This window comes from Nodosilinea sp. AN01ver1 (assembly GCF_050565655.1).
GTDB lineage: Bacteria > Cyanobacteriota > Cyanobacteriia > Phormidesmidales > Phormidesmidaceae > Nodosilinea.
On the sequence record NZ_JBNXVS010000009.1, the window covers coordinates 136,761 to 150,479 of the forward strand.

The 13,719-nt window shown below is 58.6% G+C and carries 15 protein-coding genes; 9 read left to right on the top strand and 6 right to left on the bottom strand.

The genetic code is table 11. The annotated features are described in order from the left end of the window. Nucleotides 1-244: 244 nt before the first annotated feature. The 3 genes from ACQ4N7_RS10200 (at nucleotide 245) to ACQ4N7_RS10210 (ending at nucleotide 3,233) form a co-directional block, all read left to right on the top strand. Nucleotides 245-868, top strand: coding sequence for a fasciclin domain-containing protein (locus ACQ4N7_RS10200; RefSeq protein ID WP_430711497.1), 624 nt, complete (start codon nucleotides 245-247; stop codon nucleotides 866-868). A 416-nt stretch (nucleotides 869-1,284) separates the two neighbouring features. Further along, nucleotides 1,285-1,929 carry a response regulator transcription factor gene (locus ACQ4N7_RS10205; protein WP_106872081.1) on the top strand — a complete coding sequence of 215 codons (645 nt, stop codon included), beginning with the start codon at nucleotides 1,285-1,287 and terminating at the stop codon, nucleotides 1,927-1,929. A gap of 98 nt (nucleotides 1,930-2,027) precedes the next feature. Then, nucleotides 2,028-3,233: a glutathione S-transferase family protein gene (locus ACQ4N7_RS10210; protein WP_430711498.1), complete on the top strand. Its 1,206-nt coding sequence runs from the start codon at nucleotides 2,028-2,030 to the stop codon at nucleotides 3,231-3,233. A gap of 91 nt (nucleotides 3,234-3,324) precedes the next feature. Here ACQ4N7_RS10210 and mutL read toward each other — a convergent pair whose 3' ends face one another. Next, on the bottom strand, nucleotides 3,325-5,040 hold the full coding sequence (mutL, locus tag ACQ4N7_RS10215) for a DNA mismatch repair endonuclease MutL (protein WP_430711499.1): 1,716 nt from the start codon (nucleotides 5,038-5,040) through the stop codon (nucleotides 3,325-3,327). Between the two features lie 331 nt (nucleotides 5,041-5,371). Between mutL and ACQ4N7_RS10220 the strand changes: the two genes are divergently transcribed. The 3 genes from ACQ4N7_RS10220 to ACQ4N7_RS10230 all read left to right on the top strand — a co-directional run bounded on the left by ACQ4N7_RS10220 (nucleotide 5,372) and on the right by ACQ4N7_RS10230 (nucleotide 7,155). Further along, the gene (locus ACQ4N7_RS10220; RefSeq protein ID WP_430711500.1) at nucleotides 5,372-5,752 is read left to right on the top strand and encodes a rhodanese-like domain-containing protein; all 381 of its coding nucleotides are present in this window, start codon (nucleotides 5,372-5,374) and stop codon (nucleotides 5,750-5,752) included. Between the two features lie 30 nt (nucleotides 5,753-5,782). Next, nucleotides 5,783-6,796, top strand: a complete 1,014-nt coding sequence (gene cofG / locus ACQ4N7_RS10225; RefSeq protein WP_430711501.1) for a 7,8-didemethyl-8-hydroxy-5-deazariboflavin synthase subunit CofG — start codon at nucleotides 5,783-5,785, stop codon at nucleotides 6,794-6,796. A 140-nt stretch (nucleotides 6,797-6,936) separates the two neighbouring features. After that, a complete protein-coding gene (locus tag ACQ4N7_RS10230) occupies nucleotides 6,937-7,155 on the top strand; it encodes a hypothetical protein (protein WP_430711502.1) in 219 nt (72 codons plus the stop codon). Between the two features lie 78 nt (nucleotides 7,156-7,233). Here the strand turns inward: ACQ4N7_RS10230 and mazG are convergent, their stop codons facing one another. The 3 genes from mazG to ACQ4N7_RS10245 are packed head-to-tail and all read right to left on the bottom strand — an operon-like array spanning nucleotide 7,234 to nucleotide 8,678. Next, nucleotides 7,234-8,076, bottom strand: a complete 843-nt coding sequence (mazG, locus tag ACQ4N7_RS10235; RefSeq protein WP_430711528.1) for a nucleoside triphosphate pyrophosphohydrolase — start codon at nucleotides 8,074-8,076, stop codon at nucleotides 7,234-7,236. A gap of 39 nt (nucleotides 8,077-8,115) precedes the next feature. Continuing rightward, the gene (locus tag ACQ4N7_RS10240) at nucleotides 8,116-8,418 is read right to left on the bottom strand and encodes a type II toxin-antitoxin system RelE/ParE family toxin (protein ID WP_430711503.1); all 303 of its coding nucleotides are present in this window, start codon (nucleotides 8,416-8,418) and stop codon (nucleotides 8,116-8,118) included. Continuing rightward, nucleotides 8,415-8,678, bottom strand: a complete 264-nt coding sequence (locus tag ACQ4N7_RS10245; RefSeq protein WP_430711504.1) for a type II toxin-antitoxin system ParD family antitoxin — start codon at nucleotides 8,676-8,678, stop codon at nucleotides 8,415-8,417. Before ACQ4N7_RS10245 ends, ACQ4N7_RS10240 begins: the two co-directional genes overlap by 4 nt. Nucleotides 8,679-9,529: 851 nt before the next feature. Here ACQ4N7_RS10245 and ACQ4N7_RS10250 point away from each other — a divergent pair. Further along, nucleotides 9,530-9,835, top strand: coding sequence for a hypothetical protein (locus ACQ4N7_RS10250; protein WP_430711505.1), 306 nt, complete (start codon nucleotides 9,530-9,532; stop codon nucleotides 9,833-9,835). 111 nt (nucleotides 9,836-9,946) lie between these two features. Here ACQ4N7_RS10250 and ACQ4N7_RS10255 read toward each other — a convergent pair whose 3' ends face one another. Together ACQ4N7_RS10255 and ACQ4N7_RS10260 are read right to left on the bottom strand one after the other, a co-directional pair. Next, nucleotides 9,947-10,279 carry a type II toxin-antitoxin system PemK/MazF family toxin gene (locus tag ACQ4N7_RS10255; protein WP_430711506.1) on the bottom strand — a complete coding sequence of 111 codons (333 nt, stop codon included), beginning with the start codon at nucleotides 10,277-10,279 and terminating at the stop codon, nucleotides 9,947-9,949. Nucleotides 10,280-10,281: 2 nt separating this feature from the next. Then, the gene (locus ACQ4N7_RS10260) at nucleotides 10,282-10,500 is read right to left on the bottom strand and encodes a hypothetical protein (protein ID WP_430711507.1); all 219 of its coding nucleotides are present in this window, start codon (nucleotides 10,498-10,500) and stop codon (nucleotides 10,282-10,284) included. A gap of 422 nt (nucleotides 10,501-10,922) precedes the next feature. Between ACQ4N7_RS10260 and ACQ4N7_RS10265 the strand changes: the two genes are divergently transcribed. Further along, on the top strand, nucleotides 10,923-12,125 hold the full coding sequence (locus ACQ4N7_RS10265) for an argininosuccinate synthase (RefSeq protein ID WP_430711508.1): 1,203 nt from the start codon (nucleotides 10,923-10,925) through the stop codon (nucleotides 12,123-12,125). Between the two features lie 402 nt (nucleotides 12,126-12,527). Continuing rightward, nucleotides 12,528-13,661: an SLBB domain-containing protein gene (locus tag ACQ4N7_RS10270; RefSeq protein ID WP_430711509.1), complete on the top strand. Its 1,134-nt coding sequence runs from the start codon at nucleotides 12,528-12,530 to the stop codon at nucleotides 13,659-13,661. Nucleotides 13,662-13,719 lie beyond the last annotated feature (58 nt).

A 13,719-nucleotide genomic window follows, 5' to 3' on the forward strand; every position in this document is an offset into this window, starting at 1 on the left:
CGTTTGACGACGGCAGGGGCTGCTATGCCTAGACTTTTTTGTCGCCCAGTCCTTGGATTGGGCTTGCCTGCTGGGTATTTCTTCGGCAAAGAAAAATTGTTTCAGGCGATTTGGGGAACGAATGGGTTCTATCCCTGGGTAGATAGTCGCCTCTTTTCTCCGTGTTACAACTCTTCAGGTCTGGTTAAGCAATGTAAATTTGTTTTGCCAATAAATTTCAAGCCCCGTTAGGACGTAACTTCACATGACTCCGAACACTTTACGCATTGCATTAGGTCTACTGTTGTTTGGCACTGCCCCCCTGGCTGTTACCGCCTTTCCGCAGCAGGCTATTTCTGATACCCACATGTCTCAGGTTGAGGAGCCTGCTGCTGAGGAGCCTGCGGTTGAAGAGCCTATGGTTGAGGACCCTACTGCTGAAGACCCCGCTGCTGCTGAGGAGCCCATGGCCACAACCGAGCAGTCGATCGCTGAAATTGCTGCTGGCGACGAAAATTTCGAGATTCTCACCGCTGCCATTGAGGCGGCTGGCCTGACCGAAGCTCTGAACAATGCAGACCTCTCTGTCACCGTATTTGCCCCTACCGATGAAGCGTTTGAAGCGCTGCCCGAAGGCACCCTCGAAACCCTGCTGCTGCCCGAGAACCGCGACCAGCTAGCCCAAATTTTGAGCTATCACGTCCTGGATGGTGAAGTGCTCTCTACCGATCTGGCCTCTGGGGAAGTCGATACCCTGGCCGGGGCCCCCGTTATGGTGATGGTGGGTGAAGAAGCGGTCACCATCAACGAAGCAAATGTTGTCGCCACCGATATCGAAGCCAGCAACGGCGTTATCCACGTCATTGACTCGGTGCTGTTGCCGATGTAGCCCCCTGTGACTAGCCAGCCTAAGGTCTTCCTGAAGGCTCTAGGGGGTATTGGGTCATTGACCTGATTACCGTAAGGGCTGCTGGAGATAACGTTGCGAACGGTCGTCCTAGTTTTCAGGGCGATCGTTCGCGTGGGAAGACGCTATGAGGAGAGTTTCGGCACTTCCCAAGGCTAAACCGGGATCGCCCTAGGGTTGGTCTTAGGCCCTACTCACGCTGATGTCAGTTTGTTGAAGTATCATCAGCAATAGGAGCAAAGCCTTGCATTAGACCCAGGAGGGCGCGGCCTAGAAGAGCAGGTGCTGCATCACCCCTGTGACTATACGGAGCTAATAGGGGCATACTTTGCTCTAGGGGCATACTTAGGCTTTAACGACGGTTTTAACGACAGACTAATCGCAGTGATTGTCAGCGCATGAAGGATTCCACTCCCGGTGATCAGAAGCAGCTTCTGCTAATTGACGACGACCCCAACTTGATCTTGCTCGTCAAGGACTATCTAGAGTTCCGTGGCTTTGAAGTCAAAACAGCGGGTAACGGTCGAGAAGCGCTGGACATGCTGGAAGATACCATTCCAGACATGATCATCTGTGATGTGATGATGCCCGAGATGGATGGGCACGCCTTTGTGCGCAACGTGCGCGAAAACCCTGCTACCGAATGGATTCCAATTCTCTTTCTGTCGGCTAAAGGCCAGAGCCAGGACCGGGTTAAGGGTTTAAACACCGGTGCCGATGTCTACATGGTGAAACCCTTTGAACCCGAAGAACTAGTGGCTCAGGTCGAGTCGTCGCTGAAGCAGGCGTCGCGATTGATTAAGCAGCAGATTAAAGGCGGCGGCAGTCCGGCCATTCAGGTGCCCTTTGATGTAGAGCTGACCCCGACTGAGCTGCGAGTGGTGCAGTTTGTGGCCCGGGGTATGGCCAACCGCGAAATTGCCAACGAGCTTCAGGTCAGCCAGCGCACCATTGAGAGCCACGTCAGCAATATGCTGGGCAAGACCGGCCTCAACAACCGCACTGAGCTAGCCCGCTGGGCGATCGAAAACAATAAGGCCTAGCAACGCCTGAATCCCTCGCCTGAAGGTGAGTAGGTGTGAGGGTGAGGGGGTGAATACCTGTCACAATCAGGGGGTGAACTGTTAGCGCATTGCCCTCTATGACAACTGCCCCGTTGAGCTGGTCGGCCCTAAAAGAACTGGCCGATTTTTCGGTTGACTATGTCAATGGCCCCACCAATGCCCAGTCTCGGCTGCGCCTGTTTGGCCAGCCCGAGTCGGCGGTACGGGTGACCCTCTACCGCGACAACCACGCCTGGTGCCCCTACTGCCAAAAAGTGTGGCTGTGGCTGGAAGAAAAGCAGGTGCCCTACCGGATCGAAAAGGTCACCATGTTTTGCTATGGCGAGAAAGAAGCCTGGTATAAGCGCAAGGTGCCCTCGGGAATGCTGCCCGCCCTGGAACTGGATGGGCGCATGATTACCGAGAGCGACGACATTTTGCTGGCCCTAGAAAATGCCTTTGGCCCGCTGGTTTGGGGAATGAAAGACCCGCAGGTGGTGCCCCTACGGCAGCTAGAACGGCTGTTGTTTCGGGCCTGGTGTATGTGGCTGTGCCAGCCAGCGCGGTCGCAGGCGGCAGACCAGCGGGCGGGCGACCAGTTTGTGGGCGTGGTGCAGCGGGTCGAGCAGGCCCTGGCCAGCACCCCTGGCCCCTTCTTTTTGCCGGAGTTTAGCACCGCCGATGTGGTGTTTGTACCCTATGTGGAGCGCATGAATGCCAGCCTCTACTACTACAAAGGCTATTCTTTGCGGGACGAAAATCCTCGGCTGAGGGACTGGTTTGACGGTTTGGAAACTCGCTCGACCTATCGCGGCACGCAGAGCGATTTTCATACCCATGTGCACGACCTGCCGCCGCAGATGGGGGGGTGCTACGAGAACGATTTGCCCCAGACGCGTCAGAACCAGGTTCAGGTCGATCGCGGTCCCTGGTTTGGATTACCCGATGTCGCCTATCCAGAACCGGAAACCGCTCGGGTTGAGGCGCTGAGCCGAATGGTGAAACACCGCGACAACGTGATTAAGGTGAACCCTGCCGCGAGGGATGTAATTGATCTGGCTCTGCGCTGTGCGTTGACGCGTCTGATGACGGGGGAGGTGTGTGAGCCGCCCGCTGGATCAGACCTGGGGCTGCGGTATCTGCGCGATCGCATCAACGTGCCCCGCGATATGTCGATCTACGCCGCTAAGCGCCTGCGCGAAGCTCTAGAAGCCACTGCTGCCCTGGCCGGAGACAGCCAGCCCGAGCCGCTGCCCATTCGTCATCGCCGCGATCAAGACCCAGCCAATTTTGCAATGGTGTAGGTTGTTCGCTAAACAAGGCACCCGGTCCCTTCGGCGGTACACACAAGGGCTTGATGGTTGCGTAGAAGGGACCGGGTGCCCAAGACCCCAGCTAAATGCCGTGGCTTTTGCCCACGACCCAGCTGCGGCGAAAGAAGCGGGCCAGGCTAGTTTCGCTCAGCGTCAGGCAGATCGGTCTGCCGTGGGGGCAGGTGCGCGGGTTGCGGGTGCGCTGCCAGTCATCGAGCAGGGTTTGCATGGTAGAGAGATCGAGCGGGGTGCCGTTGCGAATGGCGGTGCGACAGGCGATCGCCACCTGAGCCGTATTCAGGCTTCCGCCCAGGCTGAGTTCAAGCAGGGCGTCGGGCAGGTCGTCGCGATCGCACAGCGGTTCTGGCGCTTGCCGAATCGCCCAGCGGCTGGGGCCAAACTCCTCAGGGGCGAGGCCCAGCTGATCGAGCTGCTGGCGCTGCTTTTCGCTCAGCCCCTCCAGCACAACCGGCGTGGTCAGGGGCACCAGCCGCCACTGGTCTTGCAGTCGTTCGTAGAGCACTCGCTCGTGGGCGATGTGCTGCTCAATCAGGCAAAGACCGTCTGGCTGTTCCGCCAAAACGTAGCGATTGTGCACCTGGGCGATCGCCTGTAGTCTGCCGGGGCGATCGCGGTAGGGTAATGCATCCGACAGATCGCCAGTCGCGCCATAGACGCCCCCCGGTTCTGCCGTCTTGAGCAACTGGGTCACCCGCTGCTGGCTGCCGTCGGACAGACTGGCCCCCTGCTGGCCCAAGAGAGACTCAATGTGGCGCTGGCAGTGCATTACCCAGTTGTCAAGCTGGTGCAGATAGAGGGTGCTCTTGTCGGGGCGGCGGTTCCAGTCGATGTCGCTGGGGGCAACGCTCAGGTGAATAAAGGCCAGCGGGTAGCGGTGGCGGGGCAGGGTGTGACGAAACGCCTGTAGAATGCCCTGCTCTAGCTCGGGCACCGTGACCAGCCGCCCGTTCACCGCCACTTTGACCCAGTCGGGTCGGGGGCGATGGCAGCGATCGGGCAGGCCGATTAAGCCATAGATGCCTGGGGTCAGATCGATTTCTGACGTTGAAGGCACCGCCCGCCAGCCCTCGTGCAGATCGACCTCCGCGATCGCACGCACCAGCTGCGGCACCAGCCCCCGAGCGGTAGGGCTGGGGGTGAGGGCCAGCCAGGGGCGATCGTTGAGCTGAGCCGCCCAGGTCACGGTGGGATGGGCCAAAGCACAGTGGTACAGCACCCGCTGCACCTGGGCCAGCTGGCGCGGAGTAGCGGGCAGCCGCTGACGACGGGCGGGCCACTGGGCAAACAGGTTGGTCAGCGTGACGACGCTGCCGGGGGCCATCGCCACGGGGGTTGTGGCCAGCGGTTCTCCCTGGGCCGAATAGGTGACCCGCCAGCCCGACTCATCGCTGGAGGGGCGACTGCAAATCTCCAGCTGGGCCACCTGGGCCAGGCTGTGCAGAGCTTCGCCCCGAAACCCCAGGCTCTGCACCTGCCACAGATCGGCCTGGGTGCGAATTTTGCTGGTGCTGTGGGGAATCGCCGCCTGGTGCAGATTTTCTAGGGCCATGGCCATGCCGTTATCGGCCACCTGCACCCGCCCCTGCTCGGGCCAGAGGGCGACGGTGATGTGGGTAGCCCCTGCGTCGAGGGCGTTTTCAACCAGTTCACGCACCGCTGCGGCTAGCGAGTCAATCACCTCTCCGGCGGCAATGCTGTGCACCACGTCCCCAGGCAGCGGTTGAATGGGGCGGCTAGGATCGGTGGGGGGCGAGTCAGCGACAGAAATAGGAACCACTCTCCAGGGGCAACTCTCTCAATGCTACTGCGAGATGACTGGACCAGTACAAAGGATCGAGGGTGGTTGCAACCACGGGGGTGGCGTCAGGCGTGATGCTCTTGCTGCTGCTAGCGGGTGCGATGCTCGAATGCTTTTTCAAAAAAATACAGCGAGCAAAAAATGGCAAAATTCGCGCTCAGGGCTTTTTTGAGGGCAAATGATTGAATTTGTTCAATCAATTTGAGTAAATTAGAGGGTAGTTTTGTCTACATATTGCCACGAAAGTTTGCCGGACCTATTAAGGTTTGTTACATTGCAGGAGAACGCCTTCCTCAGGATCCTCCTCACCATGAACCGCTTCTTTGGCCTTTTGCCCAAGCCTTCTCCCCTGCGGCCCAAGTCGCGTGTGTACGACCTGAAAGAACGGCTTGACTGGGGCGAGCCAGCGCTGACCATTATTGACGTGCGCGATCGCGACGACTTCAACCAGAGCCACATCACGGGTGCTATCTCCATTCCGGTTGACTCGCTGCTAGACACGGCGGCCCAGTGCTTTGAGGTCACCCGCGATCTCTATATCTATAGCAACACCGATGACGAAGCTACGGCGGTGGCCGAGCAGCTGCGAGCCGCTGGCTTTTCGCGGGTGGCGATCGTGCGCGGCGGGGTTGCCGCCTGGAAGGCCGCTGGGTTTCCGGTAGAGGTGATTCGCAGCGGTAGCCTAAACTGACCTAAAGGCGCGGTGGTTGGCGGCAGGGTGATGGAGCAGACGACAGATTTTGAGCGGAGTAGCCGTCAACTCGCAACCGTAGCTCAGCCGCTAGGGTCGGTAACTTACAGCCGCGCCCACACCCTGGTGCCCACCTACGAATGCTTTAACCGCTGCACCTACTGCAACTTTCGGGCCGAACCGGGGCGATCGCCCTGGCTCGGTCTCGATCAGGTAGCCCAACAGCTGCCTATACTGCGTCAGCGAGGCGTGGGTGAAGTGCTGGTGCTCAGCGGTGAGGTGGCCCCCGGCAGCCCCCGCCGCGCCAGCTGGCTGCGCCACATTTTGCAAGTTTGTGAGCTGGCCTTAGAAGCTGGGCTGCTGCCCCACACCAATGCTGGCCCCCTGAGCCGAGCCGAGATGGCGCAGCTGCGCGAGGTCAACGTCTCGATGGGGCTGATGGTGGAGCAGATAACGCCAAAGCTGTTGGAAACGGTGCACCGTCACGCTCCCAGCAAGCGCCCCGAGGTGCGCCTTAGCCAATTAATCCAGGCGGGCGAGTTGGGTATTCCCTTTACGACCGGGCTGCTGCTGGGGCTGGGGGAAACGGAAGCCGACTGGGTGGAGTCGCTGGGGGCGATCGCCACCATTCACCACCGCTACGGCCATATTCAAGAAGTGATCTTGCAGCCCCACAGCCCCGGCCAGCGCCAGCTACAGCCCGGTATGGCGCTGGATGAACCCGCCCTAGTCAAAGCTGTGCAGCTGGCCAAAGACCACCTGCCGCCGGAAATTGCGATTCAGATTCCGCCCAATTTGGTCAGTCGGGATGGGCTGCTGGCCTGCCTGGCGGCGGGTGCCCGTGACCTGGGCGGCCTGAGCCCCATCGATGAGGTCAACCCCGACTACGACCACCCCACACCGGAGTCGCTGAGAGAGGCGATCGCCCCCGCTGGTTGGCAACTTCAGCCCCGCCTGCCCGTCTATCCTCAGTACGACCCCTGGCTACCCAAGCCTATGCAATTCCTGGTACAAACCTGGCGCACCTCACTCACCAACCCTTGAATTCAAGCACTTACCTACGCCTCCCTTCGACTCCGCTCAGGGACCATTGCCCATCCACCCACCTACTCATCCGCCCATCTACCCATCCACTCCCCTACCCCCACAGGGTAAAATCCTCACAAGTCAACTGAGGTAAACCCATGGCTGCTCCCCAAACCTGCCCTGTCTGCGGCGTCAAAATTTTGGTGGGTATTGTGGGGGGCGATCGCGTTCTATTTTCTGCTGGCCCACCGGGCACTCGCGCCCGACTCTATGCGCGAGTCTGTCGCTACGTCGACAAGCCCGGCTGCATCAACAAAGACGGCGGCAGCCAGACCGCCAGCCCCAACGACTACTACAAACCCGATGCGCCGCGATAGGTCTGCGATGGGGTTTATTTTGGCGTTGTTGAATGGTGGGCACTGCCCACCATTCACCTAAGCTTCAATCCAAAGGCTTTAGTTCTGAGGCTTGGCCAGCTGCGCCTTCGCCTTTTGCCACAGCGCCTCTAGCTCTTCAATGCCATACTCCCCGAGGGGCTTCTCGGCTACCGATTCCACCAGCTCAAAGCGCTTGATAAATCGGCGATTGGTGCTTTGCAACGCCTCGGAGGGGTCGAGGTCGTACCAGCGGGCCAGGTTCACCAGAGTAAACAGCAGGTCGCCCAGTTCCGCCTGCTGATTTTCCTTGGGTTCATTCGCCAAGGCGGCGCGAAACTCGTCTAGCTCTTCGTGGAACTTGTCCCACACGCCGTCAACATCGTCCCACTCGAACCCGGCTTTGGCGGCTTTGACGGAAATTTTGCTGGCGGCCATCAGCGGCGGCAGGGTGCGGCTGTACTTGACCAGCTTGGGCGTCAGCTGGTTGGGGTTGTGGGGAATGCCTTTCTCTGCGGCCTTGATGCGGTCCCAGTTTTGGCTGACTTCTTCAGGCGTTTCTCCGCTGGCGTCGCCAAAGATGTGGGGATGGCGGCGCACCAGCTTGTCGGCAATGCCGGTGGCCACGGTGCCCAGGTCAAAGTCGCCGTTGTCGCTGGCCACCTGGGCCTGGAGCACCACTTGCAGCAGCAGGTCGCCCAGTTCTTCTGCGATTGCATCTTTTTCCCCCACCTGAATGGCATCGACCACCTCGTAGGCTTCTTCGATCACGTAGGGAATCAGGCTGGTGGGGGTTTGGGCCAAATCCCACGGGCAGCCGGTTTCGGGGTGGCGCAGCTGGGCGATCACGTCGATCAGGCGTTCCAGGGCAGCGAGAATAGCGGCGCGATGGGTAAAGAGGGGTTCGTCTGGCATGGCGTTGATCCTGGTTAAACCACTTGACAATGGGCCACTGGCACGAGGCTACTGATCTGTTTCAAACAGCGCTGTCAGGTCTTGATACCCACTCACGACGCGGAAAACCTCAACATTATCCAGCAACCGATAAAAAATCAGGTATTGCCGATAGGGAAGGCTACGCAAATTGGGATACAGTTCATCGCGCTGGCGGCCGATATAAGGAAACTGACCAATGCGCTGCAAGACCCGATCGACCTCAGTTAGAAAGGTTTCTGCACTGGCTAGATTAGTCTGGTTGGCCAGGTAGTCTGCGATCGCTTCAATATCCTGACTGGCCTGCGGTGTAATGCGGCAAACGCGGCTCATGACTCGGCGTGTCGCTGGCGCAGCCGCTGACGGATAGCGGTAATTTCTTCAGAGGCATCTAAGAGCTGGCCTTGCTCAGCCTGGGCTGCGCCTAGCAAAATGTCGTGGCGCAGTTCCTCAAACCGCCCTTGGTACAGTTGCTCTCGCTCGACTAAAGCCTGCAAGCCAGCCAAAAGCACCTCGTCTAGAGAAGTATATCGACCGCTGGCAATTTGGCGTTCTGCAAACTGTTGGAGTTCAGGAGGCAAGGACAATGCCATAGCAGAGCCAGAGTGGTTGTTAGGTGCTTTTTAGTCTAGCTCACCCCCTACCGGAGTCGGCGGGTGTCATGCAGTTGGTAACGTTGATGGTTTGTAGCGAGCCACGCTGCTTCTGTGTACCCGATCTCTTGCGTATGCCCCTAAGCTTGGGTGGATGTTGCGGCAGATTGAAGCGAGTTTTGGTGTGACAGTCGTGATGTAGCGTGTGACAGAAGGGTTTGCACCAAAAACAGCAGCACTGTGTACTGCACCAACAAAGATGTAGCGGGTGATTATTCGAAGTTGCTCTATGACAGAAGCGCTGTGCATTGAGCAGACAAAAGTGCGGCGGGTGATTATTTGAAGTTGCTCTATGACAGAAGCGTTGTGCATTGACAACTTAAACAATTGCGGCTTCACACTAAAGGATGCAGCCGTCACATTAAAGGATGCAGCCGTCACACTAAGCATTGCGTCGCTGCACCAAAGTTTTGCGCTGTCGCACTAAAGGATGCAGCCCTTACACCAAAGCTGCGGCGGCTGAATGGAACGCTGCGCGGCGACACCGTAAAGGTGTTGCGGATCAATACCGAGGGGCGCTACGCTCTGTAGCAATTTTGACTTGATTTAAGGGGTTGGATAGGGTACGTTACTGAGCTATGGCTGTGTGCGTGCAGTCTGAGCGTCCCAAAAATTTGGTCAAACGCCACTGGAAGGTGCTACCAACACCAACCAGCGGCTAACCCCTTCAACAGGTAGTAGCTGTCTCGGAGGCTAGGGCTATTATTGCCCAGGCCGTCCTGAACTGCACCAGTTTAGGGCGGCCAAGTTTTTGGGATTCCTTACCCATCGTCAAAAGGAATCCCTGAACTATGTTGTGTTTTACCCGCCAAGATCCCCGAGTTCTTCAAGAACTCGGGGATCTGAGTCCCCTACGCCTTGCAAACCCCAGTGCTCAGCCGGGGCGCGAGCGATTGCGCCATTTGGTGATTGGCTCCCCAGAAGGGGTGAGGGCGACAATCAACCTGCTGCATGTGTTGAAATACGCAGATCAGGCGACTTGGAGCCAGTTGGTGATCGTGCCGCGATCGGGGATTTTGATCACCCCGGAGCAAGGCGAGGTGTTTAGTCTGCTGAGGCGCGATACTTACGGAGTGGACATTAAGGATCAGCGCTAGCTCTCTCCAGGGGTGCTCGGCCTGAGGATGGCGAGGGCTTGCTGGTAGAAGCGCGATCGCTCTACCAGCAAGCCCAACCGACAAGACCTGAAAACTCCGATGCTGGTGTGGCTATTGGCTTAGACTCCACAGCGCGTTGAGAACGCTCCTAACTCTGGCCCAATCCTGGGCTGAAAGATGCCCTAAACAGCGACTAACCGTCCCTTTCTCCAACGTTGCAAGCTTGTGTAGCCGCACTACTGAAGGCAGCAACAAACCCGCTTCAGCCTGATCTGAAAGAGCAACATCAAACGCTGTTGTGTAGAGTTGACTGGTAATTCTGGCTACTACAATATCGGGATCGCCAGTATCTATCAGAACCAGGGCTGGGCGCTGTTTTTGACGAATGCCGTCAGTGAAGGGAAACGCCAGCAGAACAACATTCCCGGGCTTATAAGTGATCATCGCTACAGCGTGTCGTAGATGGCATCGGCATCACTGTATCCCACCAAAAACTGTTCGGCCGCCATCGCCTGCCATTCGGCGTTTTCCTCATCTTCGGGAGTGTCTTGCACGAGCACAATAACTCTAACGGCGTGGTGCCCAGCCAACTGCGCCAGGGCAGTCTCTGGCAGTTTGATCTGCCCATCAGCCATCACCTCTCCTGCAAATTCATAGGCTTTCATCGCTGTTTACCTCCAGTTATCAAGTCAAAGACGATCAGCTACTTCCCGCCCTCCATGTACCGGGTGCCTTGGCAACACCTCAGGTTAGTTTTGCCAGTCTGATAGGCACCCGGTACCTAATCTAACTTTGCCAGGTTCTCGCGGCAGCGCAATGTCCAGGGATGCTCGGCCCCAGTTTGGACTCGAGGATGGCGAGGGCTTGCTGGTAGAGCGATCGCTGCTGTCATAGCCCCGCGCCGCATGTCATCAGATCTTGCTAAACCGTCGTAGTGCAGGGCGGGCAACTCCAGATAAGATAGCCATGGCCAGATTGCCAGAGCCTCACGATACCTATATAGACGTTGAGCTGTGGTAAGTTTGGCGGGTCGTCCTGCCGGGACGACGGTTGACTAACCCCCTTAGCGGAAAGCAGGAAGTTGCCCATGGGTCGCGCAGAAAAAGTTGTTCTAGCCTATTCCGGTGGCGTGGATACCACCGTGTGTATTCCTTACTTAATGAATGAGTGGGGTGTAAAAGAGGTGATTACCCTGGCGGCAGACCTGGGCCAGGGCGACGAGCTAGAGCCGATTCGCCTTAAGGCGCTGAATGCCGGGGTCAAAGAATCCCTCGTCGCTGACCTGACCGAAGAATTTATTACCGACTACGCCTTCCCCGCCATTCAGGCCAACGCCCTATACGAAAACCGCTACCCCCTCTCCACCGCCCTGGCTCGCCCGCTGATCGCCAAAGCCCTGGTTGAGGCCGCCGATCGCTACGGGGCCGATGCCGTGGCCCACGGCTGCACCGGCAAGGGCAACGACCAGGTGCGCTTTGATGTGGCGATCGCCGCCCTCAACCCCAACCTCAAGGTGCTCGCCCCCGCCCGCGAGTGGGGCATGGGCCGCGAAGAAACCATTGCCTACGGCGAAAAAACGGGCCTTGAGTTTCCGGTAAAAAAATCCAGCCCCTACAGCATCGATCGCAACCTGCTGGGCCGCAGCATCGAGGCCGGGCCGCTCGAAGACCCCATGACCGAGCCCTTGGAAGAAGTGTTTTTGATGACAGAGGCGATCGAAAACACCCCCGACGCGCCAGAATACGTCGAGATTGGCTTTACCAAGGGGTTGCCCACCCACCTCAACGGCCAAGCGGTGGGTCCGGTGGAGCTGATTACGCAGCTGAATGCGATCGCCGGTCGCCACGGCGTGGGCCGCATCGACATGATCGAAAACCGCCTGGTGGGCATCAAGTCGCGCGAAATTTATGAGGCCCCCGCCCTGCTGGTGCTAATCGACGCCCACCGCGACCTGGAGAGCCTGACGCTGACCGCCGATGTCACCCAGTACAAGCGCGGCATTGAAGAAACCTATAGCCGCCTGGTCTACAACGGCCTCTGGTACAGCCCGCTAAAGCTGGCGCTCGATGCCTTCATTCAGCAGACCCAGGAGCGGGTGACGGGCACCGTGCGGGTGAAGTTGTTTAAGGGCAACTGCCGGGTGGTGGGCCGTAAGTCAGACCTGGCCCTGTACAGCGAAGCGCTGGCCACCTACAGCTCCGACGACCAGTTCGACCACCGCGCCGCCGAAGGGTTCATCTACGTGTGGGGTCTGCCCACGCGGGTATGGTCTGAGAAGCTGCGCGGGTAGCGCTGCTGCACTCAAGTAGTGCATCCAACTTAAAACTACAGATCGCGGGATACTCCGTTAGGGGCAGGGCACCGTGTCGCTTGAGGAAAACCTGACAGCGCTGACACGCCGCTATGCCCCTGCGTCGAGCTTCATTTAATCTTTATGCCCTTTACGGTGAGATTTGGTAGAACCTTAGGAACAGTCACGGTGGCCATGCGTCGATTACCCGTATTAGCCTTGGGCACCGCACTGAGTCACCGCGCGTTAGTCTCTAGCCGCTTTTGCCGTATCTAGGTAAACCTTTACAAACCACCGAGGCCAAACCAAGGCGAATCGACCAAGATAGGCTATCGCGGTGCTGTGTGACATTTTCTATGTAACGTTTCATGGGGTTGTCCGAACAGCCTGAGGAAGCCACTTATGAACCGCTTTTGTCTGCTGAGTTGGAGTCTGGGCCCCCTGGCGCTGATCTTGACGCTAGGCGTTAGCCCAGGGTACGCCCAAAGCGACCCCCTGCCCCTGACCACCGAAACCGAGGAAACAGCATCCCCCAGGCCACGATTGCCAAACGTTCTTGCCCCAGAGCCTGAAGCCAGTTTTCCGGAGGCCTATGTGCTGGGGCCGGGCGATCGCATCCGCATCGACATCTTTAATATTCCTGAATTTAGCGGCCCCGAAAATGGCGTTCATGAGGTGCTGGTCGACGGCACGCTGGCGCTGCCTATGGCTGGCACCGTGGATGTCCAGGGCCTTACCCTGGCCGAAGCCCAGGCGGCCCTAACCGCGAAGTATGCTCCCCTGCTGACTCGCCCGCCCCAGCTCACCGTGACGCTGCTGTCGGCTCGTCCGGTGCGGGTGGTGGTGGCGGGCGAGGTCAACCGCCCCGGCACCTACACCATCGACCTCGAAGCCGAAACCAGCGGCGGTGGCGGCTCCACGGCTGGCCGCCAGTGGCCTACCCTAACCCAGGTGATTCAGGAAGCGGGGGGCATTACCCAGCAGGCCAACATCAAAGACATTCAGGTGCGGCGGCAGCAGCTCCAGGGCGAAGCAATCATTACTACCAGCCTGTGGGACTTGATTCGCACGGGCGACATCAGCCAGGACATTCGCCTGCGCGATGGCGACACCATTGTGATACCCAAGGCTGTGGCTATTTCGCCCGAGGAGTCGGTGGCCGTATCGAGCGCTAATTTTTCACCCGACGAGATGCCGGTGCAGGTGGTGGGTGAGGTGGCCAGCCCCGGCGGCGTCACCCTGCCGGCCAATGCCACTTTGAATCAGGCCATTTTGGCCGCTGGTGGGTTTGAGCGCAGCCGCGCCCAGACCTCTACAGTGCAGCTAGTGCGGCTCAACCCCGACGGCAGCGTTGACCAGCGTACGGTGAATGTCAACCTGGCCGCCGCCGCCAACGACACCACCAACCCCATTCTGCGCCCCAACGATGTGGTGATTGTCGATCGCAACATTGCGGCAGCCACTGGCGATACGCTCGGCCTGTTGCTGCGCCCCTTCACCTCGCTAACCACCGTTCTGCGCATTCTAGGTTTTTAGTTAAGGTTTTAGCTCCGTGCCCTTGTACCGCTAATGTTGGCGGTTTTAACCAGACCAA